The sequence below is a fragment of the Micromonospora sp. Mcm103 genome (assembly GCF_024519755.1).
GTDB lineage: Bacteria > Actinomycetota > Actinomycetes > Mycobacteriales > Micromonosporaceae > Micromonospora > Micromonospora aurantiaca.
Genome location: NZ_JALJRJ010000001.1, coordinates 474790 through 499268, shown reverse-complemented (window position 1 = coordinate 499268; position 24479 = coordinate 474790). Strand labels below are relative to the sequence as shown.

Genomic DNA, 24479 nt, shown 5'->3' with positions numbered 1-24479 from the left:
ATCGCCAAAGGAGAAGCGTCTTGCTGCAAGAACCCGCCCCCCGGTACAAGGGTCACAGGTCGTACTCGTACCTGGAACCGCACTCGGACTACCGGGTGTTCACGTTGGCCGAGGAGATCGGCCGGGTGCCGGAGCACGACCTCGGCCTGACCGACGCCCAGCGGGCGCGGGTGACGCGGCTGCTCACCGAGCACGCCGCCATCTCGCTGCACGAGCATCCGGTGGTCCTGCCCGCCGACGTCCGTGAGCTGCGGGCCTACAACCGCACCGCCCGCCAGCGCACCGGGTACGAGGGGCTGGCGCGCTCGGGCCTGACCGCCGTCTTCGACAACTTCATGGCCGGCGCCTCCTGTGTGACGAGCGAGAACGGTTGGAAGTGGAACGACCTCGTCTACGCCCTCGGGATGCGGATGAGCGACCTCTACAAGCAGGACCACGTCTTCCTGGCCACGTCCCTGGACGACATCCACGCCGCGAAGCGGGACGGCCGGCTGGCCCTGGTCGCAGGCCTGGAGTGCAGCAGTCCGATCGAGAACGAGCTGGACCGGATCGACATCCTCTACGGCTTCGGCGTACGCCAGCTCGGCATCGCGTACAGCCAGGCGAACATGCTGGGCGGGGGCCTGTCGGAGAAGCACGACGGCGGGCTGACGCACTTCGGCCGGCGTGCGGTGGACCGGATGAACAAGCTCGGCATCGCCATCGACATCTCGCACTCCGGTGACCAGACCTGCCTGGATGTGATCGAGGCCAGCCGGGTGCCGGTGTTCATCACCCACGCCGGCGCCCGCTCGGTCTGGGACACCTCCCGCATGAAGCCGGACGAGGTGATCCGGGCCTGTGCCGAGCGAGGTGGCGTGATCGGCGTCGAGGCCGCCCCGCACACCACGCTCTCGCAGGCGCACCAGCACCATTCGATCGAGTCGGTGATGGACCACTTCACCTACTGCGTCGACCTGGTCGGCATCGACCACGTCACGTTCGGCCCGGACACCATGTTCGGCGACCACGTGGGGGTGCACGACACCTACGCCGGCAACTACGCCCACGACGCCGGCAACCGTCCGCAGCACCCGCGGGTGGAGTACGTGTCCGGGCTGGAGAATCCGGGCGAGGCGTTCGGCAACATCGTGGGCTGGCTGGTGGCGCACGACTACTCCGACGACGAGATCGCCAAGGTGATCGGCGGCAACACGATCCGGGTGCTGGAGCAGGTCTGGTGACGCCGTCCCGGGTGATCGGCTGAGCGCACGCGGACGAACTACACTCCGTACGCCGACGCGGCGGCGGGCAGTGATGAGGTGAGGGCGGATGGCTCGGCGGGAGACCGCGCTACAGGCGGCGCACGGCCGGCTACGGCAGCTGATCGGCAGCGAGTTCCGGTCGGGGGAGAAGCTGCCCAACGAGCGGGACCTGGCCGAGCGTCTGGAGGTCAGTCGCGCGACCGTGCGCGAGGTGCTGGGGCAGCTCGTCGCCGAGGGGGTGGTCACCCGGACCTGGGGGATCGGCACCTTCGTGCACGACGACGCCGAACGGGTGCCGGTGTCCATCGGGGACGTCACCGCGCTGCGGGACCGGATCACCGCCTCGGGCCACCGTCCGACGCTTCAGGACGCGGCGGTCAGCCGGGCGAAGTGCCCGGCCGACTGCGCCCGCGTCCTCGGCCTGGAGCCGGACTCGCCGGTGTGGCGGGTCGACCGGCTCTTCGCCGTGGACGGGGTACCGGCGGCCTGGATCCGTGATCACCTGCCGCTGCGCTTCGACGGCCGCGACCTCGACCCGTCCGGGTTGCTCAGCATCGACCTGGACATGTTCGAGTTCCTGGCCAGCGCGACCGGCATGCCGGTGCGGCGGGCGGAGATCGAACTCTCCGCGGTGCTCGCCGACGAGGAGGCCACCGAGCGGCTCGGCGTGGCGATCGGACACCCGCTGGTCACCGCGACCCAGGTCGGTTACGGGACGGGCGGCGCGCCGCTGTTCCACGGCCACATCACGGTTCGCACCGACGTGTTGACCCTGCGGATCAGTCGCGGCGGGGAGCCGGAACCGGCCTCGCCGGCCGAGTAGACGGCGGCCCCGCGACCTCTCGGGTCGCGGGGCCGCCCCCGGCGCCGTGGGAAGGAACGCCGGAGTGTGGAGTGCCGGTCAGGCGAGCGTGCAGGGTGAGCCGTTGAGGCTGAACGAGCCGGGCCGGGCGGTGTTACCGGTGTGCGTGGCCTGGAAGCCGATGGTGGTCGAGCCGCGAGCCGGGATGACCGCGTTGTACGCGAGGTTGCGCGCGGTCACCTGACCCGAGGCGGGGGAGTAGGAGGCGTTCCAGCCCGAGGTGATGGTCTGGCCGCTGGGCAGCGTGAACGTCAGCGACCAGCCGTTCACCGCGGCGGTGCCGGTGTTGGTGATGGTGATGTTCTCGGTCAGCCCGTTGTTCCAGGCGTTCAGCTCGATGCTCACCGAGCAGGCGCCGGTGCCGGGCGGCGGGGTGGTCGGGACGGGCGTCGGCGAGAGGGTCGGACTCGGCGAGACGGTCGGGCTCGGCGACACCGTCGGGCTGGCCGTGGCGGTCGGGCTGGGCGTGCTGGTCAGGCCGAAGAACGCCACCGCGGCCGCGGCCATGCCGGCCGACGGCAGGCTGTGCCCGGCGCCCTGGATGCTGTACGCCTCGACCTGCACGGTGCCGGTGCCGTCGGCGTAGCGCCGCCGGTTCCAGCCGGACTGCGGGGTGTCGGTGGACGTGGGCGTCTGGCTGAGGCCGAACACGTTCGTCCACTGCTCGATCGTCTCCTGGAGCAGCGAGTACGGCACCAGCGTGTCGTTGGTGCCGTGCCACAACTGCACCCGGGGGCGGGGCCCGGTGTAGCCGGGGTACGCCTGGCGGACCGCGTCACCCCACTGCTGCGGGGTGCGGTTCATGTTCCCGCCGGTGCACTGGCTGGAGCCGGGGGGATAGTCGGCGGCGCCGGCGAAGCAGTTGAACGGCACGCCCATGAACGCCGCGCCGGCCTTGAAGACGTCCGGGTAGAGCGCCAGCATGTGGTTGGTCATCATGCCGCCGGACGAACTGCCGGTGGCGTAGACCCGGTCCGGGTCGGCGCCGTACTGCTGCTGGACGTAGCGGACCATCGAGATGAGCGACACCGGGTCGCTGCCGCCGCCGCGCCGCTTGGCCGCGTCGGACCAGGTGTCGAAGCAGTTGCCGAAGCCGGCCTGCTGGGTCGCGCTGGGGTAGATGACGATGAAGCCGTACCGGTCGGCCAGCCCGGCGAACTCGCTGCCGGAGTAGAAGCCGGGGCCGGAGCCGCCGCAGCCGTGCATGGCCACCACGGTGGCCGGCCGGGCCGGGCGGGTGTCCGGGACGTAGACGTGCATGCGCATCCGGCCGGGGTTGTCGCCGAAGCTGGTCACCTCGGTCAGCGACGCCGCGTACGCGGGTTGGACGGCGGGGATCACCAGGCCGGCCGCCACCAGCGACGCGGCCAGGGCCACCACCATCTTGGCTCTGATTCTCACGGAATCTCCTTCGATCGCCCTGTGCGGGCGGTGACGGGCGGGCGCGCGCCGCGCCGGCGGCCCGGACCGCCGCGGTGTCGCGTCTCGCCCATTGACGTGTCTCGCCCGGCCCGGCTCCGTCGTGTGGCACATAGTGTTCCCGCCGGACGCTGAAGTGTCAATCGATGCGCTCCGATGAGCTGCGGCGGCGTTCGTCTACAGTCGGTGCACCGTCCCTGAGCCGAGCCCGGAGCGCGCGTGGCAAACCCGTTCGACATCGAGGAGATCTACCCGGACGAGGGGCCCGCCGCGCGGCTGCCCCGGCGGCAGGCCGGCACCTCGCCGCAGAGCGTCGCGGTGACCCTGCTCGCCGACTACACGCTGCGCACCCGCGCCGACCTGCCGTCCGCGGCGATCGTCGCCCTGCTCGGCGAGGCCGGGGTGACGAGCGCCGGGGCGCGTACCGCGATCAGCCGGCTGGCCCGCCGGGGGGTGCTGGAGGGCAGCCGGCAGGGCCGCAACAGCTTCTACCGGCTCAGCCGCTCCGCCGCCGAGTACCTGTCCGCCGGCGGTAACTGGATCATCGCCTCCACGACCGACGTCCAGACGTGGGACGGATGCTGGACCGTCGTCGCCTTCTCGCTGCCGCAGGACCATGGGGCGCAACGCCGGGCGCTGCGCGGCCAGTTGCGCTGGCTCGGCTTCGCGCCGCTCTACGACGGGCTGTGGATCTCGCCGTACGAGCTGACCGCGCCCGCGCGGGCCCGGCTCGCCCCGCTCGCCCTCGGCGCGGTCACGGTGTTCCGGGGCCGGCAGGACGCGCTGGACGCGATCGGTCAGCGCGCCCCCGTGGACGCCTGGGACGTCGACGCGATCAGCGGACAGTACGAGGCGTTCCTGCGCCGGTGGACCCCGATGGTGTCGCGGCTCGGCACCGTCGACGGCGCCGCGGCCGTGCGGGCCCGGACCGAGGTGATGGACACGTACCGGCGGTTCCCCACGCTCGACCCGCGACTGCCGCTGGAACTGCTCCCCGCCGGATGGCCGCGCCGGGCCGCCCGGGACCTGTTCGCGGCCGTCTACGACGGCCTGGCCGACGCCGCCGAGACCCACGTCCGGGCGGTCGTCGCGCGGTTCGCCGAGCCGGTGCCGCCGGGCATCCGGGCGCACACCACCGCCGACATGCTCGCCGGCATTCGCGAGGAGCGGCCATGCGCGTGACCATCTCCCTCGACGAGCTGCTCGGTGACGAGGTACGGCGTGACCCGTACCCGTTCTACGCCCGGCTGCACGAGGCGGGGGAGGCGGTCGCGCTGCGGCCCGCCGACCCGCACGCGCTCGTCGTGCACGGGTACGACGCGGTCAACCGGGTGCTGCGCGACCCGGTCTTCCGGGTGCTCGGCGCCGAGTACCTGGACCGGGCCGGCGTGCGCTGGCGCGAGCACCAGGTGATCCGGATCCTCCAGTCGTCGATGCTCAACGCCGCCGAGGGCGACCATCTCCGGGTCCGGCACCTGTTCTCCCAGGCGCTCACCCCGCGCCGGGTCGCCGCGCTGGAACCGGCCATCGGGCGCATCGCCGACGACCTGTTCGACGGGCTCGCCGCCGAGGGCGCGGACGGCCGGCCGGTCGACTTCATGGCGCGCTTCGCGCTGCGGCTGCCCAGTGACGTCATCGGTGAGCTGCTGGGCGTGCCGCAGGCGGACCGGGAGTGGTTCCCGTCCCGGGTCCGCGCGTTCGACGCGGTGCTGGAGATCGGCCGCCGGTCCATGCGCGAGGTCCGGGCCGCCAACGTGGCCGCGGCGGAGCTGACCGCGTACTTCACCGGCCTGGTCGCCGCGCGCCGGGCGGCGCCGCGCGACGACTTCGTCTCGGCGCTGCTGCGCGGCCTGGACGACGAACCCGGCCGGCTGACCTCCGACGAGCTGCTGGCCAACCTCATCATCATGTACAACGCCGGGTTCCGGACCACCGCGAACCTGCTCGGCAACGGGCTGGTGCTGCTCACCGAGCGGCCGGACGCCCGGGACGCGCTGCGCGCCGATCCGTCGCTGGCCGCGTCGTACGTCGAGGAGATCCTGCGGTACGAGCCGCCTGTGCACTTCGCGGTCCGCTACGCCGCCGAGGACGCCGAGGTCGCCGGTCTCCCGGTGGCGGCCGGCCGGACCGTGGTGGTGCTGACCGGCGCCGCGAACCGGGACCCGCGCCGCTTCCCCGACCCGGACCGGTTCGATCCGTCCCGCCCCGACAACCGGCACCTGGCGTTCAGCGCCGGGCCGCACTACTGCTTCGGGGCGACGCTGGCCCGCGCCGAGGGGCGGCTGGTGCTGCCCCGGCTGCTGGACCGCTTCCCGGCGCTGGCCGCCGAGCCCGGCCCGCGCCGCGCACTGATGCTGCGCGGGTACGACCGGCTACCGGTACGGCTGACCGGTCGGGCACCTTGCCAAACCAACCCGATCGAGTAAGGTCGATGCTACGCGGAGTGTCCGCTCCGCGCCTCACACGTTCCGTTGAGCAGGTCGAGCGCGCCGCCAGGACACCGTGGAAGGGAAACACCGGACATGACCGACGAGATCCGCGCGTTCCTCCTCGCCGCACTCACCGAGATGAAGTACGACGTCTCCGACGTCGACGACGACACCGTCTTCGGGCCCGCCGGGCTCGACGTGGACTCCCTCGGCCTGGCCGAGCTGGCCGTACGCGTGGAGGACCGGTTCGGGGTCGCCTTCGACGACGACGAGGCGGAGGACCTCGCCATGATGACCGTCGGCGAGTTCAGCCGGACGGTGGCGGCGCGCATCGCACCGGCCTCGGCGCACTGACCGATGTCGGGGCACGGCACCCGGCCGCGCGGCGTCCCGGCGCCCACGCCGGCGCGGCGGGTCCGGTGAGCGTGCGCGAACCGGTCACCGTCACCGGGATCGGACTGGTCAGCCCGGTCGGCGCGACCGCCGCCGAGGTGTTCGACGCGGTCTGCGACGGCCGGTCCGGGCTCACCCGGCCGCCGGCCGGCCATCCGCTGCACGGCGTCGTCGACGTCGCCGCGTTCGCCCCGGCGATCGACCCGGCGAGCGTGCTGCCCGGCCCGGAGTCCCGCGTCGTGGACCGGTCGATCGTGATGGTGCTGCGCGCCGCCGAGGACGCGCTCGCCGGCGCCGGACTGCGGATCGGCCAGGACGTCGATCCGTACCGGGTGGCGGTCGTCGTCTCCGGCGTCGGCGGCCTGTCCACGCTGGAGGAGCAGGTGCTCGCCCGCGCCGGGCGGGGCCGGTTCGGGGTCAGCCCGTACATGCTGCCCGGCACGCTGCCGAACATGGGCGCGGCCCGCATCGCGATCAAGTTCGGCATCCACGGCTACACGTCGTCGATCGGCACGGCGTGCGCGGCCGGGGCGCAGTCGATCGGGGAGGCGCTGCGCATCCTGCGCGCCGGCGAGGCGGACGTGGTGCTCGCCGGGTGCGCCGAGGCGCCGCTGTTCCCGACGTTCGCCGACGCGTTCGGCAACGCCCGCGCGCTCGCCCGCGGCTGGGCCGACCCGGCCGCCGCGAGCCGCCCCTTCGACCGCCGCCGCAACGGGCTCGTCCTCGGCGAGGGCGCCGGGGTGTTCGTCCTGGAACGCGCCGCGCACGCCGCCGCGCGCGGTGCCCACCGCCACGCCGACGTGCTCGGCTGGGGCGCCACGAACGATGCCCACCACCCGACCACGCCCCGCCCCGACGGCGCCGGCGCGGCCCGCTGCATGCGCATGGCCGTCCGCGACGCCGGGCTGCTGCCCGGCGACATCGGGTACGTCAACGCGCACGGCACCAGCACCCGGGCCGGGGACGCCGCCGAGCTGGCCGCGCTCGCCGAGGTCTACGGCGCCGCCCCGCCACCGCTGAGTTCGACGAAGGGCGTGACCGGGCACATGCTCGGGGTCTCCGGCGTGATCGAGGCGGCGATCGCGGTCGAGGCGCTGCGCCGCGGCCTGCTGCCGCCGACCCACAACCTGGACGACCCGGAGCGCGACGGCGAGGTCGACCACATCCGCGAGAAGGCGCGGGCGGTGGCGGTGGACGCGGTGCTGTCCAACTCGTTCGGCTTCGGCGGCCACAACGTGAGCCTCGTCCTGGCCCGCCCCGCCTGAGCGGCGGCGTGCCTCAGCGGAGCGTGATCACGGTCGCGGCGTCGTACGCGGCGACGGCGACGGTGAAGTGCGGGCGCAGCATCTCGGCCACGTAGTCGAGGTCGGCGACCAGCGGCACCGGCAGCAGGGCGCGCTGGTCCGGGCCGGTCCGGGTGGCAACCAGCTCGATCCGGTCGGCCTTGAGCAGCCCCCGGGTGAGGAACGCGGGCAGGTCCTCGGGGAGCAGGCACCGCCACATGTCGACGTTGACGATCAGGTCCAGCGCACCTGCCTTGAACTGCTGGAGCACGGTGCCGAGCAGGTGGGAGTTCGTCTCGCCGACCGGCGCGTCGTGGTCGTACGTGTGCGACCCGGCGCCCAGGTCCAGTGCGGACACGCCGTTGCCGACGACCAGCGCCGCGCTCGCCGCCAGCTCCTCGCGCAACGACGCGGGCAGCACGTCCGGCCGGCCCAGCCCACCGGCCCGGTACGCCTCGATGGCCTGGCCGTAGAGCCGGATCCGGCCCAGGTGCCGGCCGAACGTGTTGAGCCCGTACAGCACCTCGACGTCGTAGCGCAGGTGCTTGCGCAGCAGGTACTTCATGTTGTCCATCGAGGCGAGCCCGTTCGACGTCTTGCGGAAGTGCGGCAGGTGGTACGAGAGCGCGTCGACGTCCAGCCGGAACAGCTCCGCCGGGGCGCCGTGCAGGTGGAACACCCGGTAGAAGAAGTCGAGGTCCTCGAAGCCCCACTTCACCATCGCCTCGTCGAAGCCGCCGACCCGCCGGAACGACTCGTGGTCCACCGACGCGTTGTGGGTCAGGCCCAGCACCCAGGGCGCGCTCGGGAAGTCGTCCGTCCGCTGCGGGAGGGCGATGTCCTCCAACCGCGGGTCGCCGCGTTCGGCGTCGAGCATCGCCGGGGCGACCGGGTCGCCCCGGCGCAGCGCGTCCGCGCCGGCCCAGTCCAGGTCGTACCGCTGCCCGAGCAGCACCCCGGGCCGCCCGGCTCGCCCGGCGTGGAAGTCGCGGTGCCGCTTCAGCAGCCCGGGATGGGCCACCGTGTCGGCGTCCAGGAACATCAGCGTGTCCGCGCGGGCCCGGGCCGCCGCCGCGTTGCGGTTGGCGCTGCGGCCCCGGTTCCGCTCGCTGCGGACGTAGTCGATCCGCAGGCGGTCCCGGTAGGCGTCCACCACCGGGCCCAGTGCCACGGCCGAGCCGTCGTCGCCGACGATCACCTCGAAGTCGCCGGTCGGCAGCGTCTGCCGGGTCAGCGACCGCAGCGTCGCGTCGAGCGCGGAGCCGTTCTCGTGCGCGGGCACCACCACGCTCAGGCCGGGCCGGTCCACGTCTCGGCCTGCTCAGCGCGGGGTGGAGTTGGCGGTGATGTAGTCGGCCAGGTCGCCGAGCGTGGCCATCCGATCCTCGTCGAGTTCCTCGACGTCGATCTGGATCTCCAGCTCGTCCTCCAGCGACAGCAGCAGTTCCAGGCCGAGCGAGGAGCTGAGGCCGAGGTCGTCCATCAGCTGGGTCTGCTCGGTGACCGGCGCGTCCGGCCGGAGCATGCGGGTCAGCAGGACGGTCAGGCGGTCGACGACCTGGTCACGGGGCGGCGCGTCGGCCGGCGCGTCGTGTTCTAGCACCGGGCGTCCCACGAGTCGATCATGCGCGTCGGCATGGAGTCATCAGAGCAGGGGACATCGGCAGGTGTCAACGGGTGCGGCGAGCGTCACCGATCGTGACCGAGGCCGACGCGGCACTCGACGGCGTACGGCCGGTCGCCGGCGAGCGCGACCGCCACCGCGTACCCGGCGGGTGTGGGCAGGTCGGCGAGCCGGTTCGGGCCGGTCGGCTCGACGCACTCGACCACGTCGACCCGGTGCACCGGCACGGCGAGGTTGGGCCACAGCCGGCCCCCGGCCGCCTTGACCGCCGCCTCCTTGCGCGCCCACAGCCGGGTGAACCGGAGTGCCCGGCCGGCCGGGTCCGGTCCGGCGGCGACGTGCCGGGCCTCCCGCGGGTCGAAGAAGCGCGCGGACGCCGACACCGGGTCACCACCCGGCGCGACGTGCTGGATGTCCACCCCGACCGGGCGGCCCTCGCTGAGCGCGACCGCCACCAGGTCGCCGGAGTACGACAGGCTCGTGTGCAGGCCGCTCCACCGGCCGGTCAGCGCCGGTTTGCCGTACCGGCCCCGGCGCCAGGTGAGCGCCGCCGGTGGCGCACCGGTGGCCCGCCCGGCCAGGACGCGCAGCGCGCCGTGCGCCACCGTGAACCGGTCCCGCAGCGCCCCGGCGCCGAGCCGGGCGGCCCGGTCCCGCTCGTCCGCGTCGAGCACCGCCCGGTACCGGGCCAGCTCGTCCGCCGGCACCGCCACCGCGACGATCCAGACCCGGACGGCGTCCCGCATGGACGGCAGCGTAACCGTGCGCCGTCACGTTGACACATACCGATGCGCGTTGCTCTGATGAGCGGGTGTTCGCGCAGACGGTCCAGGCCCAGGTTCCCGTGGCGTTCGCCGGGCCGGGCGCCGGCACCGCGCCCCTGACCTGGGGGCAGAAGGCCATCATGCAGGACATGCGGGAGACCGGCTGGACGCACAACGTCAGCGGCGCCCACCCGATGCCCCCGGGTGTCACGATCGAGCAGGTGGTGGCCGAGTTCGCCGCGTTGATGGCCCGGCACCCGGCGTTGCGGATGCGGCTCGGCGCGGGCGACGGCGGCGGCCCGTGCCAGGTCGTGTCGGGGAGCGGCGAGACGGTCCTGGACGTGGTGGACGTGCCCGACGACGCGGACCCGGCCGACGTGGCCGCGTTCGCCTACGACCTGGGCCACGCCCGCCTGCTCAGCCACTACGACCTCTACCGGGACTGGTCGGTGAGGATGGCGGTGATCCGGCACCGCGGCGCGCTGGTGCACCGGGTGCTGACTATCGACCACCTCGTGGTGGACGGCACCGCCACGTCCCTCATCCTGGCCGACCTCGGCCTGGCCGGCCGGCCGGTCCGCCGGGTAGCCGACCCGCGTACCGTGCAGATCCTCGAACTGGGCCGGCGGGAGGAGACGCCGCCGCTGCGCCGGCTCAGCGACCGGGCCGTGCGCCACTGGGCCGAACACCTGCGGGACGTCCCGCCGCTGACGTTCGGCGAGCCGGCGGCCGGTGGGCGCCGGGGCCACCGGTACTGGCACGGCCGGTTCAGCTCGCCCGCGGCGTACCTGGCGGTGCGGGCCATCGCGGCGCGGACCCGCACGGACACCTCGCGCGTGCTGCTCGCGGTCATCGCGATCGCGATCGGCCGGGCCACCGGCGTCAGCCCGCTCACCGCCAAGCTCATCGTCGGCAACCGGTTCCGGCCGGGCTTCGCCGAGGCCATCGCCCCGCTCAGCCAGAACGGCGTGCTGCGCGTCGACACCGCGGACTCCACTGTGGACGAGGTGGTGGCGCGCGCCCGCCGAGCCGCCGTCTCCGCCGGGAAGTACGCCTACTACGACCCGGCGCAGCTCGCCGAGGTCTCGGACCGGCTGGACGCCGAACGCGGGTACCCGGCCCGGATCAGCTGCCGGATCAACGACCGGCGGGTGACCACCCGGCAGGCGGCCGACGACGGGCTGCACGACGACCCGGTGACCGCCGAGCGGATCCGCCGCCGGGCCGACGAGACGTTCCTGGTCTGGGACGGCCCGCTGGACCACCTGCCCGAGCAGGTCTTCATCACCGTCGAGGACCAGCCGGAGACGGTCCACCTCCAGGTCATCTTCGACTTCGGCTGCTTCACCGAGGAGCAGGCGGAACGGCTGCTGCGCGGCGTGGAGGAGGTTGCGGTGGAGGCGGCGCTCGACCCCGCCGCGCCGACCCGGGTCGTCCCCGGGTCGGCGGGCGGCTGACCGGTCACCGGTCCCAGGTCACCGGCAGCGACTCCAGGCTGCGCACCACCAGCCCCGGCCGGAACCGCAGCTCCGCCTCGTCGACGGCGAGCCGCAGCCCCGGCAGTCGCCGCAGCAGCGCACCCAGCGCCTCCTGCAACTCCATCCGGGCCAGCGCCGCGCCCAGGCAGTGGTGCGGGCCGGCGCCGAACGCCAGGTGCGGGTTGTGCACGCGGCCCAGGTCGAGCGTGTCCGCGCCGGGGAACACCGTGGCGTCCCGGTTGGCCGACGCGATCGCCGGCAGCACGGCGGCGCCGGCCGGCAGGCGTACGCCGCCCAGCTCCACCTCCTCGGTCGTGACCCGGGGCAGCAGCACCCCGTTGTCGCCGAGCTGGATGAAGCGGGACAGCTCCTCGACCGCCCGGGCCACCGCCACCGGATCGTCGCCGCGCAGCCCGGCGAGCTGCTCGGGATGGCGGGCCAGCACCAGCAGGAACAGGTTGAGCTGGTTGGTGGTGGTCTCGTGCCCGCCCACGAAGATGCCGGCGGTGACCGACACCAGCTCCCGTTCGGTCAGGTCGTCGTGGTCGTCCCAGACCGCGATGAGCGCGCTCATCAGGTCGTCGCCGGGCTCGCGGCGCCGCTGGTCGATCAGCTCGCGGAACGCCTCCAGCGCCGCCCGCGGCGCGTCCGGGTCGGCGTCCCAGTCGCCGACGAGCGCGTCCGACCACCGGCGTACCCGCTCCCGGTCCCGCTCCGGGATGCCGAACAGCGTGCTGATCACGGAGATCGGCAGGGGACCGGAGACGTGCGTGATCAGGTCGGCGGGCGGGCCGGCCGCCTCCAGGTCGTCGATCATCCGGTCGACCAGCGCCGCGACCGTCGGGCGCAGCTCCTCCACCCGGCGGACGGTGAACGCGTGCGAGACGGCCCGGCGCATCGTGGTGTGCCGCGGCGGGTCCATCCCGATCAGCGAGTCCTCGGCGAGCGAGCCGAGTTCCCGGGTCGGGCGGTCCGGGCCGGCCGCGGCGGCCCGGCTGAACCGCTGGTCGGTGAAGACCCGGCGCACGTCGGCGTGCCGGGTGGCCAGGTACGCGCACGCCCCGTCGGGCAGCTCGACCCGGGCCACCGGGCACGACTCGCGCATCCGGGTGTAGTCCGGCGACGGGTGGTAGATCGTCGGAGCCGGCGCGAGCGGGTACGGGATGGCGGGTGGGTCCTGCGTCATCTGCGACTCCTCAGATCGGGCCGCCCCGGGCCAGAGCGGCGAGCGTCGGCACCAGGTCGGCGGGGGCGGGCATGGCGCGGACCCGGTCACGCATCAGCGCCGCCGCCCGCCGCCGGGGCCCGTCGCCGACCAGCTCGGCGACGTGGTCCCGGACCGCGTCGGCGGTGGCCCGCTCGCCCGCCAGCCACGTGCCCGCGCCGGCGACCGCCAGCCTCCCGGCGTTGAAGTGCTGGTCGCTGACCTGGGGCAGGACGAGCTGCGGCACGCCGTACGCGAGCGCGGTCATGGTGGTGCCGGCCCCGCCCTGCTGCACGAGCGCGGCGCAGGTGGGCAGCACCAGGCGTACCGCCAGCGGCCCGTCGACCAGGCGGACCCGGGCCGGCAGCGGACCCAGCCCCTCGTGCTGGCGCGGTTCGACCACCACGACGACCTCCACGTCGAGCCCGGCCACCGCGCGGATCACCCCGCCCAGGTCGAGCCGGTCGTGCAGCCCGGCACCGGCCATCATGGTGCCCGCCGTGACGCACACGCGGGGCCGGTCCGCCGGGCGGCGCAGCCAGTCCGGCACCACTGCCGGACCGTTGTACGGCACGAACCGAACCGGGCGGCCGGGGCGCCGCATCGGCACCTGCATCGGCGGCGGCACCGGGTCGAGCGTCAGGACGCCGTCCAGCGGCACGTCGGCGGCGCGCAACCCGAACCGGGCGGCCAGCGGCCCGACCACCTCGTCCGGGTCCAGGCGCAGCGTGGTCGAGGAGTCCGGCCCCCACAGGTTCAGCACACCCGGCACGCCCAGCGCGGCGGCGGCCACCGGCGCGGCCAGGTTGAACGGCTCCCAGAGGACCAGGTCCGGCCGCCAGGACCGGCCGTACGAGACCATGTCGTCGAGGACGGCGTCGGCGAACCGGACCACCCCGCCGTCGGCGGTGATCGCCGGCTCGACGGCGCCGGCCGGCGCGGAACCGGCGAGCGGGGCCACCGCGCCGATCCGGCCGGCGAACGCCTCGGCGAAGTCGACGTCCGCGCCCAGCGGTACGGCGGCGAGCCCGGCCGCGCTGATCGTGGCGGCCATCGACGGGTGACTCGCCACCCGTACCTCGTGACCGGCGGCCTGCAACGCCCAGCCGAGCGGGACCAGGCTGTAGAAATGCGACCGCCAGCCCCACGTCGACATCAGAATTCGCAGCGGCGCAGTCAAATCCCACCAATCCGCGCGGCGAAACGGCAGCCCTGGAGAACCGATGCTAGGGGATCGACACCGGTACGCGGAAGGCCGCGAACGCACGCGGCGGATATTGACGCCGGACTAACCGATGCTGGACTCTTAGCCGATGTCCGAGGTGGACCGCGATCAGCCGCCCGGCGGCCCGGTGACAGTCAATTCCGGGCTGCGTTCCTATCCGTTCGAACCGTTCACCGGTGACCTTCCCGCCGAGCTGCTGGAGATGGTCGTCGCCGAGCCGGTCAGCCGGGTTCGGCTGCCCGACGGGCGGGCGGCCTGGCTCGTGCTCGGCTACGAGCACTGCTGCACCGTCCTGGCCGACCCCCGCTTCTCCCGGCTGCCGCTGGGCGCGACGGCGACACCGGACGGCGGCGGTCACCGGGAGCTGAACATGGACGGCCCGGCGCACGCCGTGGTGCGGCGGGTGGCCGGCCGCGCGTTCACCGCCCGGCGCACGGGGACGTTCCGGCCCCGGGTGCAGCGGCTGGTGGACGAGCTGGTCGACGCCATGCTCGCCGGTCCGCGTCCGGCCGACGTGGTGGCCGGACTGGTGGCGCCGCTGCCGGTGCTCGTGGTGTGCGACGTACTCGGCGTCCCGGCCGCCGACCGGCCCCGGTTCTACGCCTGGATCGAGGGGCTCAACTCGGTCACCGCGTACGGCTCGGCCGCCGCCGCGACCGCGCAGGCCGAGCTGCGGGACTACCTGGCCGGGCAGCTGGCGCGCAAGCGGGCCGAGCCCGGCGACGACCTGCTCTCGGCCTGGGTCCGCGGCGGCGGCGCGCACGAGCTGGTCGACGCCGAACTGGTCGAGCTGGCCATGGGCGTGCTGCTGGGCGGGCTGGAGATCAATTCGACGAGCGCGGGCCTGCGCGCGTTGTTCCAGCACCCGGAGCAGCTGGCGAAGCTGCGCGCCGCGCCGGGCAAGCTCGCCGCGGCCACCGACGAGATCCTGCGCTACACGTCGGTGAGTGCCATGTTCCGGGTGCAGGTGGTTCGCGAGGACCTGGTCCTCGGCGGGGTCGCGATGCGGGCCGGCGACTGCGTGATGGCGATCCCGTGGGCCGGCAACCGCGACCCCCGGTTCTTCCCCGAGCCGAACGTCTTCGACATCGACCGCCGGCCCGGCGTACCGCACCTGACCTTCGGCTTCGGGCCGCACTTCTGCCTCGGCACGGCGCTGGGCCGGATGCAGGTGGAGCTGTCGCTCGGGGCGCTGCTGACCCGGATGCCGGCGCTGTCGCCGGCCGTGCCGCTGGCGGAGATCCCGTGGCGGCACGACCGGATGAACGGCGGCATCGCCTCCTTCCCGGTCACCTGGTGACCGGCGGTCAGTAGCTCTCCACCGCGTTGACCCGGCCCGGCCAGTAGCGCTCGCCGGGTGCCGGCACGTAGTGCTCCCACCGGGGCTCGTCGCCGGTCGGGTGGTCGCCGAGCACGGTGATCCGCTGCCCGCGCCGCAGCCCGTCGTAGTCGTTCACGGCGTAGTGCTGGGTGACCCGGTTGTCCCACACCGCGACGTCCCCGGTCCGCCACCGGTAGCGGCAGGTGAACTGGGGACTCTCGGAGAAGGTGAACAGGTGCTCCAGCAGCGCGTCGCTCTCGTTGCGGGTCAGCTGCGGGATGTGCGACGTGAACAGCCGGTTGACGTACAGCGAGCGGCGCCCGGTCTCCGGGTGCACCCGGACCACCGGGTGTTCGGCCCGGCTGGTGAACTCGGTGCCGATCCGGATGACGTGGATGGCGGTCAGCCCGTCGAGCAGGTCCCGCATCGGCGCGGAGAGCGCCTCGTAGACCCGGTACTGGTTGGTCCACATGGTGTCGCCGCCGACCTCGGGCAGCTGGATCAGGTGCAGGATCGAGGCGATCGGCGGGCTCTGGTGGAACGTCATGTCGGTGTGCCAGACGTCGACCTTGCCGCCGTCGGCGGAGTCGATGACGACGATCTCCGGGTGCCCGTCCAGCCGGGGCAGGTACGGGTGCAGCTCCACCTCGCCGAAGCGGCGGCCGAACGCGACGTGCGCCTGCGGCGTCAGCCCGGTCTGGCCGGCGAGGAAGACCACCTGGTGCTTGAGCAGCAGGTCGTGGATCAGCGCGAAGCCCTCGTCGGTGAGCGCGTTCAGGTCGATGCCGTGGACCTCGGCGCCCAGCGCGCCGGAGACGAGCCGGACCTCGGCCGCGATGGATGTGGTCATCGATGATCCCTCCGGTCTGCGCACCTCGGCTGGCCCGCGAATTGTTCCACGTCCATGAATGTCCTCACCAGCCGTCGTCGTTGACTCACCCGCCGTACGCCTGGAAGCATGCGCACCGGCGGGGGCGGCGGTGCCGGCCCGCGACGCGGGAGGAGGCGCCGGTGTCGATCGATGCCCCGATCGAGGGTGACGCGAGGGAGCGGCTCGACCGGCTCACCGACCTGGCCACCCCGTTCGCGGTGCGCACGGCGGTGACGCTGCGCGTGCCGGACCGGATCGCCGCGGGCGTCACCGGTCTGGGTGAGCTGGCCGACGCCTGCGGCGCGGACGCCGCCGCACTGGGCCGCCTGCTGCGCTACCTCGTGCACCGGGGCGTGTTCGTCGAGGTGTCGCCGGACGTGTTCGGCCTGACCGACGTCGGCGAGCTGCTCTGCGACCGCGACGGCGGCGGCCACGGCGCCTACCTGGACCTCGCCGGGCTCGGCGCGCGGATGGACCTGGCCTGGACGGGCCTGCCGCACGCGATCCGCACCGGCGGGCCCGGCTACCGGGAGGTGCACGGGCGTGACTTCTGGGCCGACCTCGACGCCCACCCGGACCACCGGGCCTACTTCGACGCGCTGATGCTCAGCCAGCAGCGGTTCACCGCGCCGGAGGTCGCCGCGCTCTACCCCTGGCACGAGGCCGGCCACGTGGTCGACGTGGCCGGCGGCGCGGGCGGGCTGCTGCGGGAGGTGCTGGGCGCCCATCCGCACCTGCGGGGCACGCTCGTCGACCGCGACGAGCCGGTGGCCACCGCCGCCGCGACGTTCGCCGCGTGCGGGCTGGCCGACCGGGCCGAGACCGTGGTCGGGGACTTCTTCGCCCCGCTGCCGCCCGGCGCCGACGTGTACGTGGTCTCCCGCGCGCTCACCGACTGGAGCGACGCCCACGCCACCGCGATCCTGCGGCGCTGCGCCGAGGCGGCCGGGACCACCGGCCGGGTGCTCGTCATCGAGGTGCTGCCGACGATGCCGCACGTGCCGCACCTGTCGCCGTACGACCTGCGGATGCTGGTGCTCGTCGGCGGCCGGGAGCGCGGGGTGCCGGAGTTCGCCGCGCTGGCCGCCGCCGCGGGGCTGACGCCCCGGCGCACCTACCACGGCACCGACGGGCTGACGCTCATGGAGTTCGCCGCCGGCGCCTGACCCGGCCGGGGCGGGTCGTACCTGTCCGGTGCCGTCCCGTGCGCCCGAACATTGACGTATATGCATCGACATGGCGGCCGTGGGTCAAACGGCGGATTTCTTGGTGCTTCGGGCAATGTGCTGAAGAATGCGGTCACGACATTTGCGGCCACCCATGTCCATGCGCATTTATCAATGGTTGTTCCCGGGAGGGCCGACCGGTAACGTCTCGCGTGGCGACTAGCCGATCCCTGGCGAAAGGGTCGACGCGTCATGACGGTTGCTGGCTCCACGCGATATCCGCCCTTCATCGACGACCTGGCCCGTAGCGAATCGGGGCGGCTGCTGCGCGCCGAACTCGGCCGGCGGTGGCCGGAGACGTCCGACCAGCTCGACGCGATCGTCCGCTACGCGCTGCTGCCGGCCGGAAAGATGCTCCGCCCGATGATGACGCTGCACGCCGCCGAGGCGGTGGGCGGATCGCCACGGGACGTCCTCGCCGCCGCGCTCGGCACCGAATACCTGCACGTCGCGACGCTCGTGCACGACGACATCATCGACGCCGACACGCTGCGCCGCGGCCGCCCGGCGGTCCCGGTCGCGTACGGCATCCCCGGCGCCATCGTGGCCGGCGACCACCTCATCTTCCACGCCTTCCGGGCGATCGTGGAGAGCGGCCGGGCCGTCCCCGCGGCCTCGGTCGTCGCCGCCGTCACCGCGCTCGCCGAGGCCGGTCAGGACCTGTGCCGGGGCCAGGCGCTGGAGGAGCGGCTCGTCGGCGACCTGGACGCGGGCGCCAGCTGGTATCCGGAGATGATCCGGCTCAAGACGGGCTCGCTGTTCCGCGCCGTGTGCCACATCGGCGCGCTGCTCGGCGGCGCCGACCCGCTGCTCTCCGCCGCGCTGGCCCGCTACGGCGAGCACCTCGGCACCGCGTTCCAGATCCGCGACGACCTGCTGTCCTACCTGTCCACCCCGGAGCAGACCGGCAAACCGGCGACGAGCGACCTCAACAACGGCCGGCCCACGCTGCCGCTGCTGCTGGCGTACGACGCGATCGGCGACGCCGCACGGGTGGAGCTGCTGGCGGTGCTGCACCGCCGCGGCGCCGGCCCCGGCGACGTCGAGTGGGTCACCGCCCTGCTCGACGACGTGGGCGCGGTCGCCGGCGCCCGGCGGCGGATGGTGGAGCACGCCGAGCGGGCCCGCGCCGAACTCGCAGCGCTCACCCCGTCCGCGAGCGCGGACGTGCTCACCGGCATCGCGGCCTGGATGACGAGCGAGATGGCGTGAGCACGGCCGGCGCCGTGCGAGCACTGCGGGCCCACGTGGAGACCTGGCGGCCCTACACCCTCTGGTACGTCGGACTGGTCGGCCTGGCCGGCGCCGCCGTGGCCGGTGGCCGGCACGACCCGTGGCTGCTGCTGTCGGCCTGGGCCGCGCCCACCGCCGGCTGGCTCGGCGGCCACTACCTCGGCGACTACTTCGACCGGGACCTCGACGCGGGCAGCAAACCGCACCGGCCGATCCCGTCCAGCCGGCTGCGCGCGGGCACGGCCCTGTGGTGCGGCAGCGCCTGTTTCGCCGCGCTCGGCGTCCTCGCCGTGCTGGACGGATGGGGCACCACGCTGGCGGCGCTGCTGGCCGGGTGCGGCATCGTCGCGTACAGCAGGTGGTTCAAGGCCCGGGGGATCGCCGGCAACCTGGTCCGCGGCGCGCTCGGCGCGGTCGCGCTCGGCTACGGCGCGCTCGCCGCCGGGATCGCGCCGGACCGCGCCTGGGCGGTGCCGGTGCTGCTCGCGCTCGTCGTCGCGTTCTGGTCGCACGACGCCATGTCCAACCTGGTCGGCGCGCTGCGCGACATCGACGGCGATCGTGCCGGCGGCTACCGCACGCTGCCGGTGGGCCGGGGCGTGCCGGTGGCCGTACGGACCGTGGTGGCGCTCTACGCCGTCACGATCGGTGCCGCGGTGACCGCCGGACTGCTGGCCGGCACGGGCACGCGGATGGCGTACCTGGCGACTGTGCTCGTCGTCCTGGCCACCGGCGTCGTCGCGCTGGCCCCGCTGGTGGCGCGCCGCGACGGGATGCCCGTCCTGGTGGCGCTGCGCGCCCACTCGGTCCTGGTCGTCGAACGGGTCGTGCTGGCCTCGGCGGCGGTCGGGCTCGGCCTCGGCGTCGCCGTGCAGCTCGCGCTCGCGTTGCCGATGGTGCTGCTGACCTGGCTGGCGCAGCGCGGCATGCGCGTCCGGCACGAACTCGGCCCGCCGGTGGCGGGCCTGACCCTCGCCACCCGCAGTCGACTGCCGCTGGAGGACGCGCCATGACCGCTGTGACCGCCGAGGCCGTCGGGAAGGCCCTCACCGACGGCGCCGAGGCGCTGCTCCGCCGCCGCCGCCCCGACGGCGCCTTCGGCGACGACCCGCCCGCCTCGGTGCTCGGCACCGCCGGCGCGGTCGCCGCGCTGCACGCCGCCGACCCGTCCGGTTGCGCCGACCTGGTCGACGCCGGAACCGCCTGGCTGCGCCGCGCGCAGCACGACGACGGCGGCTGGGGTGGCGTCGTGGGCGCCGGTACCGCCGTCGTACCCACCGCCGTGGCGGTCGCCGCGCTGGCGCTGAGCGCACCGGCGGACAGCGCCGACGCGATTGCGGCGGGCCGCGCCCGGCTGGCCGCGCTCGGCGGCGTCGACACCATCACCGACCCGGCGATCTCGCTGCTGTGCCGGCAACTGCTCACCATGGCCGGGATGACCGCCGAGGCCGGTCCGCTGCGCCGGCTGCCGCTGGAGATCGTCCTGTTCGACCGGGTACGCCGGCAGCACCTGTCGTTCCGTACCGCGCCGTTCGTCGGGCTGGCCCTGATGCAGGCCAGCATGCTGCCCGCGGGCCGGCTGCGCCGCGCCACGCTGCGCCGCGCCCGTCCGGCGGCGGTACGGCTGCTGCGGTCGATCCACGACCACGAGGGCCGCACCGGCGCGCTCAGCGAGGACCCGTGGCCGGCCGCGCTCGTCCTGCTCGGCCTGGCCCGCAGCGGCGAAGCCCCCGACATCGCCCGCGCCGTCGTCGGCTGGCTGCGCCGCGCGGTCCGCCCCGACGGGTCCTGGGACGCGGTCACCAACCTCGACCTCACCCGATCCGGGTACGCGGCGACCGGGCTGATCGCGGCCGGCTACGCCGACGACCCCCGGCTGCACGCCACCCGGGAGTTCCTCCACGCCGCCCGCAAGACGGAGGCGTTCGAGGTGCTGGACGTGCCGCCGGGCGGGTGGAGCTACTCCAACGCCCGGGGCTGGCCGGTCACGCTGGAGTCCGCCGAGATCCTCTCCGCGCTCGCCGGACTCCCCGGCGCCGGCACCGACCCGGTGCTGCGCCAGGGCCTGGCGTGGCTCGTCGGCCGCCAGGACAGCCGCGGCTCGTGGAGCCTGTGGGTCCGCGACACCCGGCTCGCCAACGACGGCCCCTGCCCGGCCATCACCAGCCAGGCGATCCTCGCGCTGCACGACGCCGGGCACCCGGACGACCACCCGGCCATCGCCCGCGCGGCGGCCTGGCTGCTGACCCGGGCCGCGCCCGACGGCACGTTCGAGAACCTCTGGTACCGCGACCACACCTCCGGCACCGCGGTGGTGGTCGCCGCGCTGTCCCGGGTCGGGCACGCCCGGCACGAGGTGGTACGCCGCGCGGCCCGGTGGCTGCGCGACACCCAGTTGCCCGACGGCTCCTGGGGCCCGGGCGACGGCAGCGGCGGCACCGTCGAGGAGACGTCCTGGGCGGTGCAGGGCCTGCTCGCGACCGGCGACCCGGACGCCGCCGGGGCGGTGGACCGGGGCGTCGCCTGGCTGGTGGCCGCCGCCGGACCGGACGGCGCCTGGCCCGCCGCCCGGGTCTGCAACTACATCCGCCACCACATGCGCTACCCGAACGCGGTGATCACCCAGGCGCTCGCGCTGCGGACGCTCGGCGAGTACCGCAGGGCCGCCGCCGCGCGGTCCGGCGCCGCACCGGGCGCGGTGGCCCGATGACCGCCGACGTGGTGGTGGCAGGCGCCGGCGCCGGCGGGCTGGCCTGCGCCCACGCGCTCGGCGCGCTCGGCCTGCGGGTGCTCGTGCTCGACCGGCAGCGCGCTCCCGCGTCGATCGCCAAGGGCGAGATCCTCCAGCCCGAGACGGTCCGCATCCTCGACTCCTGGGGCGCGCTGGACGCCCTGCGGGCCACCGGCGCGCGGCCGGTCGGGCGGCTGGCCATCCGCGACGCGTACGGCGAGCCGCTGCTCTGCCTGGACTACGCCGGCCTGCCCGGGGCGTACCGGCAGATCCTCTGCGCCGACTACGGCGACCTGCGGGCGGTGCTCGCCGACCGGCTGCCGGCCACGGTGGAGGTCCGGTGGGGCGTGCGGGTGACAGGCGTCCGGCGCGATCACGACGGGCGGATCGACGGCGTCCGGGTCGTCGCGGACGGCACCGAGCGGGACGTCGCGGCGCCGCTGGTGGTCGCGGCCGACGGCATGTCCTCGCCGCTGCGCCGCGCGGCCGGGATCGGCGTGGAACGCCGGGAGTACCCGCACGGCCTGGTCGCCTTCGACGTGGACGGCGCCGAGGTGGCCGACGAGGTGTCCGCCTACCGCACCGCCCGGGGGCTCTGCCTGGTCTACCCGCTGCCGGGCGGGCGGTGCCGCCTCTACGTGCAGGTCACACCGGACGAGTTCCGGGGGCGCGTGGACCTGGACGCGTGGTGCGGGCGGCTGCTCGCCGACGTGCCGGCGATCCGTCCGTTGGCCCCGGCCGTGCGCGCGAGCCTGCACCGGCGCCAGTTGCTCGCCGTCTACCGGCTGCGCAGCGCGCGCCTGGCCGTACCGGGGCTCGCGCTCGCCGGTGAGGCCGCCCACGCGGTGCACCCGATGGCGGCCCAGGGCGTCAACAGCTCCCTCGGTGACGCCGAGACGCTCGCCGCCTGCCTGGCCGCCGAGGGCGGCGCGCCGGAACCGGCCGCCGTGGACCGGGCACTGCGGGCCTTCGAGTCGGCCCGGCGGCGCCGGCTCGACCACGTCGCCACCGTCAGCCACAACGCCTCCCGCATGATCACCGCCGTGTCCGGACTGCCGAAGCTGCTCGGCGCGCGGATGATGCGCCGCACCGCCGCCAACCCCCGGCTGCTCGGGCTCACCGCCGGCAACCTCTCCGGCACCGACGTGCGGCCGCTGTCCGCCGTCGACCGGCTCTACCAACTGGGGCTGCTGGCCGACCGGCACGCGCACACCCCGTCCCCACCGGTCCCGTCGGAAAGTGAGCGATGATGACGCCTGCCACCGCCGTCGGGACGCAACCCCCGGCCGACCTGTCCATGAACGAGACGCCCTACCCGCCGCTACCAGGGATCCGGCGGGTGGTCGCCGACGCCGCCGCGACGCTCCAGCGCTATCCGGACCGCACGTCGTCGGCGCTCGTCGCGGCGCTGTCGGCGCGGCTCGGTGTCGGCCCCGAGGCGATCCTCGTCGGCCCCGGCTCGGCCGGGCTGTGCCAGCACCTCGTGCAGTCCCTCGGGCCGCGTCCGGACGTCGTCCACCCGGCCCTGTCGTTCGAGGGCTACCCGCTGATCATCGGCAACGCCGGCGCCCGCGCGGTGCCGGTCCCGATGGACGGGTACGACCACGACCTGCCGGCGATGGCGGACGCGGTCACCGACCGGACCCGGTGCGTGCTGCTGTGCAACCCCAACAACCCGACCGGTACGGCGCTGCGCCGCGACGACGTCGAGGCGTTCCTGGACCGCGTCCCGGCCGACGTGCCGGTGATCGTGGACGAGGCGTACCGCGAGTTCGTCACCGACCCGCGCTCACCGGACGGGATGGACCTGTACCGCGCGTACGACAACGTCTGCGTGCTGCGCACGTTCTCCAAGGCGTACGGCCTCGCCGCGCTGCGCGTCGGGTACGCCGTGGTGCCGCCCCGGCTCACCCGGGCCGCCGCGCTCACCGGGGCGGTGTTCTTCCCCTCCGCGCTCGCCCAGGCGGCCGCGGTGGCGAGCCTGACACCGGAGGTGGGCGCCGAACTGACCCGGCGGTGCACCGACCTGGTGGCGGCGCGTACCCGCCTGATCGGCGCGCTGCGCGGCCTCGGGCTCACGGTCGCGCCCAGCGAGGCCAACTTCGTGTGGCTGCCGCTGGGGGAGCGGGCCGTGCCGTTCGCCGAGCGGGCCCGGGAGGCGGGCATCCTGGTGATGGCGCTACCAGGCGCTGGGGTCCGGATCACCGTCGGCGCTCCGGAGGCGAACGAGCGGCTGTGCGCGTTCGTCCGCGCCGCGCTCGCCGACGGGCTCTGACCGGCCCGCCGGTGCCAGCGCGGCCACGCTCAGGTAGCCCAGGCCGGGCTCGTAGTCGGCCACCACCACCGGCCGGGGACGCGCCGCGTCCGCGGTGAGACGGTCCAGCAGCGCCCACCAGACCCCGGTGGACGGCTGCCGCTCCGGACCGGTGGTCACCGCGCCGCCGCCGGGGCCGGGCCACACGGCCGCGAGGTCAGCGCCGAGCACGACCGCGACATCGGTACGCCCGGCCGTCAGCTCGCGCACCTCGGCCGCCGCGAGCGCGGCCACGTCGCTCGCGCCGACGTCCGCGTGCTGGCGCAGCGCGGTAACCCGCACCCCGCGCGCGTCGCGGCTGCCGCTGCCGGTGCCGGTGCCGGTGCCGGTGCCGGTGCCGGTGCCGGTGCCGTAGAGCATGGCCACCGCCCGGTGGCGGGCCGGTACGGGCACCGGCGCGTCGTACGGCAGGACCGACTGCTCCACGGTGACCAGCAGGGCGCGGCGGCAGCCGTAGTCGCGGGCGATCCGCAGCCCGGTGAACGCCGCCGCCGAACCCTGGTCGCAGAGCGCGAACGACATCGGCGTGCCCGGGCACACGTGACTGAGGTACGCCGCGGTGGCCCGGCCGGGCAGCATGTCGTGCACGGCGAACGCCAGCACCAGCAGGTCCACCGGCTCGTCCGGCGGCACGAGCGCCGGGATCAGCTCGGCGGCCATCTCCCCGTAGGACTGTCCGAGCGCCTCCGACGGCGCGTCGAACAGGCCGTCCGGCACGCGCAGCCCGTACGGCCCGGTCAGGTCCGTCAGGTAGCCGGCGGTGCGCTCGCGCAGCACGGGATCGCCGAGCAGCGCGGCCGGGCCGGTGACCGTCTGACGGGCGGCCCGCAGCAGGCGGAGTCCGCTCTCCACGGTGAC

Annotated in this window: 22 protein-coding genes; 14 read left to right on the top strand and 8 right to left on the bottom strand. The window is 74.7% G+C overall.

Annotated features, from left to right (window positions below):
* Nucleotides 1-20 precede the first annotated feature (20 nt).
* Entirely contained in the window at nucleotides 21-1223 is a 1203-nt protein-coding gene (locus OC439_RS02285) for a dipeptidase (protein ID WP_262011946.1), read from the top strand.
* An 88-nt stretch (nucleotides 1224-1311) separates the two neighbouring features.
* Nucleotides 1312-2067: a GntR family transcriptional regulator gene (locus OC439_RS02280; protein WP_194799048.1), complete on the top strand. Its 756-nt coding sequence runs from the start codon at nucleotides 1312-1314 to the stop codon at nucleotides 2065-2067.
* A gap of 78 nt (nucleotides 2068-2145) precedes the next feature.
* Here the strand turns inward: OC439_RS02280 and OC439_RS02275 are convergent, their stop codons facing one another.
* Nucleotides 2146-3507, bottom strand: coding sequence for a PHB depolymerase family esterase (locus OC439_RS02275; protein ID WP_262011945.1), 1362 nt, complete (start codon nucleotides 3505-3507; stop codon nucleotides 2146-2148).
* A 237-nt stretch (nucleotides 3508-3744) separates the two neighbouring features.
* Between OC439_RS02275 and OC439_RS02270 the strand changes: the two genes are divergently transcribed.
* From OC439_RS02270 to OC439_RS02255, 4 genes are all read left to right on the top strand, one after another.
* Nucleotides 3745-4707, top strand: a complete 963-nt coding sequence (locus tag OC439_RS02270) for a PaaX family transcriptional regulator C-terminal domain-containing protein (protein ID WP_262011944.1) — start codon at nucleotides 3745-3747, stop codon at nucleotides 4705-4707.
* Entirely contained in the window at nucleotides 4698-5951 is a 1254-nt protein-coding gene (locus OC439_RS02265; protein WP_262011943.1) for a cytochrome P450, read from the top strand. Before OC439_RS02270 ends, OC439_RS02265 begins: the two co-directional genes overlap by 10 nt.
* Nucleotides 5952-6047: 96 nt before the next feature.
* Nucleotides 6048-6308 (top strand): acyl carrier protein, encoded by a 261-nt coding sequence (locus OC439_RS02260; RefSeq protein ID WP_013286876.1) that lies wholly within the window; start codon nucleotides 6048-6050, stop codon nucleotides 6306-6308.
* A 65-nt stretch (nucleotides 6309-6373) separates the two neighbouring features.
* Nucleotides 6374-7612 (top strand): beta-ketoacyl-[acyl-carrier-protein] synthase family protein, encoded by a 1239-nt coding sequence (locus OC439_RS02255; protein WP_262011942.1) that lies wholly within the window; start codon nucleotides 6374-6376, stop codon nucleotides 7610-7612.
* A 13-nt stretch (nucleotides 7613-7625) separates the two neighbouring features.
* On the opposite strand, the gene OC439_RS02250 is transcribed toward OC439_RS02255, so the two are convergent.
* From OC439_RS02250 to OC439_RS02240, 3 genes are all read right to left on the bottom strand, one after another.
* Nucleotides 7626-8939, bottom strand: coding sequence for a glycosyltransferase family 2 protein (locus tag OC439_RS02250; RefSeq protein ID WP_262011941.1), 1314 nt, complete (start codon nucleotides 8937-8939; stop codon nucleotides 7626-7628).
* Between the two features lie 12 nt (nucleotides 8940-8951).
* The gene (locus tag OC439_RS02245; RefSeq protein WP_232236583.1) at nucleotides 8952-9245 is read right to left on the bottom strand and encodes a phosphopantetheine-binding protein; all 294 of its coding nucleotides are present in this window, start codon (nucleotides 9243-9245) and stop codon (nucleotides 8952-8954) included.
* Nucleotides 9246-9319: 74 nt separating this feature from the next.
* Nucleotides 9320-10000 carry a 4'-phosphopantetheinyl transferase family protein gene (locus tag OC439_RS02240; RefSeq protein ID WP_262011940.1) on the bottom strand — a complete coding sequence of 227 codons (681 nt, stop codon included), beginning with the start codon at nucleotides 9998-10000 and terminating at the stop codon, nucleotides 9320-9322.
* A gap of 65 nt (nucleotides 10001-10065) precedes the next feature.
* Between OC439_RS02240 and OC439_RS02235 the strand changes: the two genes are divergently transcribed.
* Nucleotides 10066-11475 (top strand): condensation domain-containing protein, encoded by a 1410-nt coding sequence (locus tag OC439_RS02235; RefSeq protein ID WP_262011939.1) that lies wholly within the window; start codon nucleotides 10066-10068, stop codon nucleotides 11473-11475.
* Nucleotides 11476-11479: 4 nt separating this feature from the next.
* Here OC439_RS02235 and OC439_RS02230 read toward each other — a convergent pair whose 3' ends face one another.
* Nucleotides 11480-12682 (bottom strand): cytochrome P450, encoded by a 1203-nt coding sequence (locus tag OC439_RS02230; RefSeq protein WP_262011938.1) that lies wholly within the window; start codon nucleotides 12680-12682, stop codon nucleotides 11480-11482.
* Nucleotides 12683-12692: 10 nt separating this feature from the next.
* Nucleotides 12693-13856 (bottom strand): nucleotide disphospho-sugar-binding domain-containing protein, encoded by a 1164-nt coding sequence (locus tag OC439_RS02225; protein WP_262011937.1) that lies wholly within the window; start codon nucleotides 13854-13856, stop codon nucleotides 12693-12695.
* A gap of 157 nt (nucleotides 13857-14013) precedes the next feature.
* On the opposite strand from OC439_RS02225, the gene OC439_RS02220 reads away from it, so the two are divergent.
* A complete protein-coding gene (locus OC439_RS02220) occupies nucleotides 14014-15225 on the top strand; it encodes a cytochrome P450 (RefSeq protein ID WP_262011936.1) in 1212 nt (403 codons plus the stop codon).
* A 7-nt stretch (nucleotides 15226-15232) separates the two neighbouring features.
* On the opposite strand, the gene OC439_RS02215 is transcribed toward OC439_RS02220, so the two are convergent.
* Nucleotides 15233-16096, bottom strand: coding sequence for a TauD/TfdA dioxygenase family protein (locus OC439_RS02215; protein ID WP_262011935.1), 864 nt, complete (start codon nucleotides 16094-16096; stop codon nucleotides 15233-15235).
* A 161-nt stretch (nucleotides 16097-16257) separates the two neighbouring features.
* On the opposite strand from OC439_RS02215, the gene OC439_RS02210 reads away from it, so the two are divergent.
* The 6 genes from OC439_RS02210 (at nucleotide 16258) to OC439_RS02185 (ending at nucleotide 23582) form a co-directional block, all read left to right on the top strand.
* A complete protein-coding gene (locus OC439_RS02210) occupies nucleotides 16258-17283 on the top strand; it encodes a methyltransferase (RefSeq protein ID WP_262011934.1) in 1026 nt (341 codons plus the stop codon).
* A 252-nt stretch (nucleotides 17284-17535) separates the two neighbouring features.
* Nucleotides 17536-18555, top strand: a complete 1020-nt coding sequence (locus OC439_RS02205; protein ID WP_262011933.1) for a polyprenyl synthetase family protein — start codon at nucleotides 17536-17538, stop codon at nucleotides 18553-18555.
* Nucleotides 18552-19589, top strand: coding sequence for a UbiA family prenyltransferase (locus OC439_RS02200; RefSeq protein WP_262011932.1), 1038 nt, complete (start codon nucleotides 18552-18554; stop codon nucleotides 19587-19589). Before OC439_RS02205 ends, OC439_RS02200 begins: the two co-directional genes overlap by 4 nt.
* Nucleotides 19586-21286, top strand: coding sequence for a prenyltransferase/squalene oxidase repeat-containing protein (locus tag OC439_RS02195; protein ID WP_262011931.1), 1701 nt, complete (start codon nucleotides 19586-19588; stop codon nucleotides 21284-21286). Before OC439_RS02200 ends, OC439_RS02195 begins: the two co-directional genes overlap by 4 nt.
* Nucleotides 21283-22557: an FAD-dependent oxidoreductase gene (locus OC439_RS02190; protein WP_262011930.1), complete on the top strand. Its 1275-nt coding sequence runs from the start codon at nucleotides 21283-21285 to the stop codon at nucleotides 22555-22557. The genes OC439_RS02195 and OC439_RS02190 overlap by 4 nt, the downstream gene beginning before the upstream one ends.
* Nucleotides 22557-23582, top strand: coding sequence for a histidinol-phosphate transaminase (locus OC439_RS02185; protein WP_262011929.1), 1026 nt, complete (start codon nucleotides 22557-22559; stop codon nucleotides 23580-23582). The genes OC439_RS02190 and OC439_RS02185 overlap by 1 nt, the downstream gene beginning before the upstream one ends.
* Here the strand turns inward: OC439_RS02185 and OC439_RS02180 are convergent.
* Nucleotides 23487-24473, bottom strand: a complete 987-nt coding sequence (locus OC439_RS02180) for a 2-hydroxy-acid oxidase (RefSeq protein WP_262011928.1) — start codon at nucleotides 24471-24473, stop codon at nucleotides 23487-23489. The two genes, OC439_RS02185 and OC439_RS02180, sit on opposite strands and share 96 nt — an antisense overlap.
* Between the last annotated feature and the right edge of the window lie 6 nt (nucleotides 24474-24479).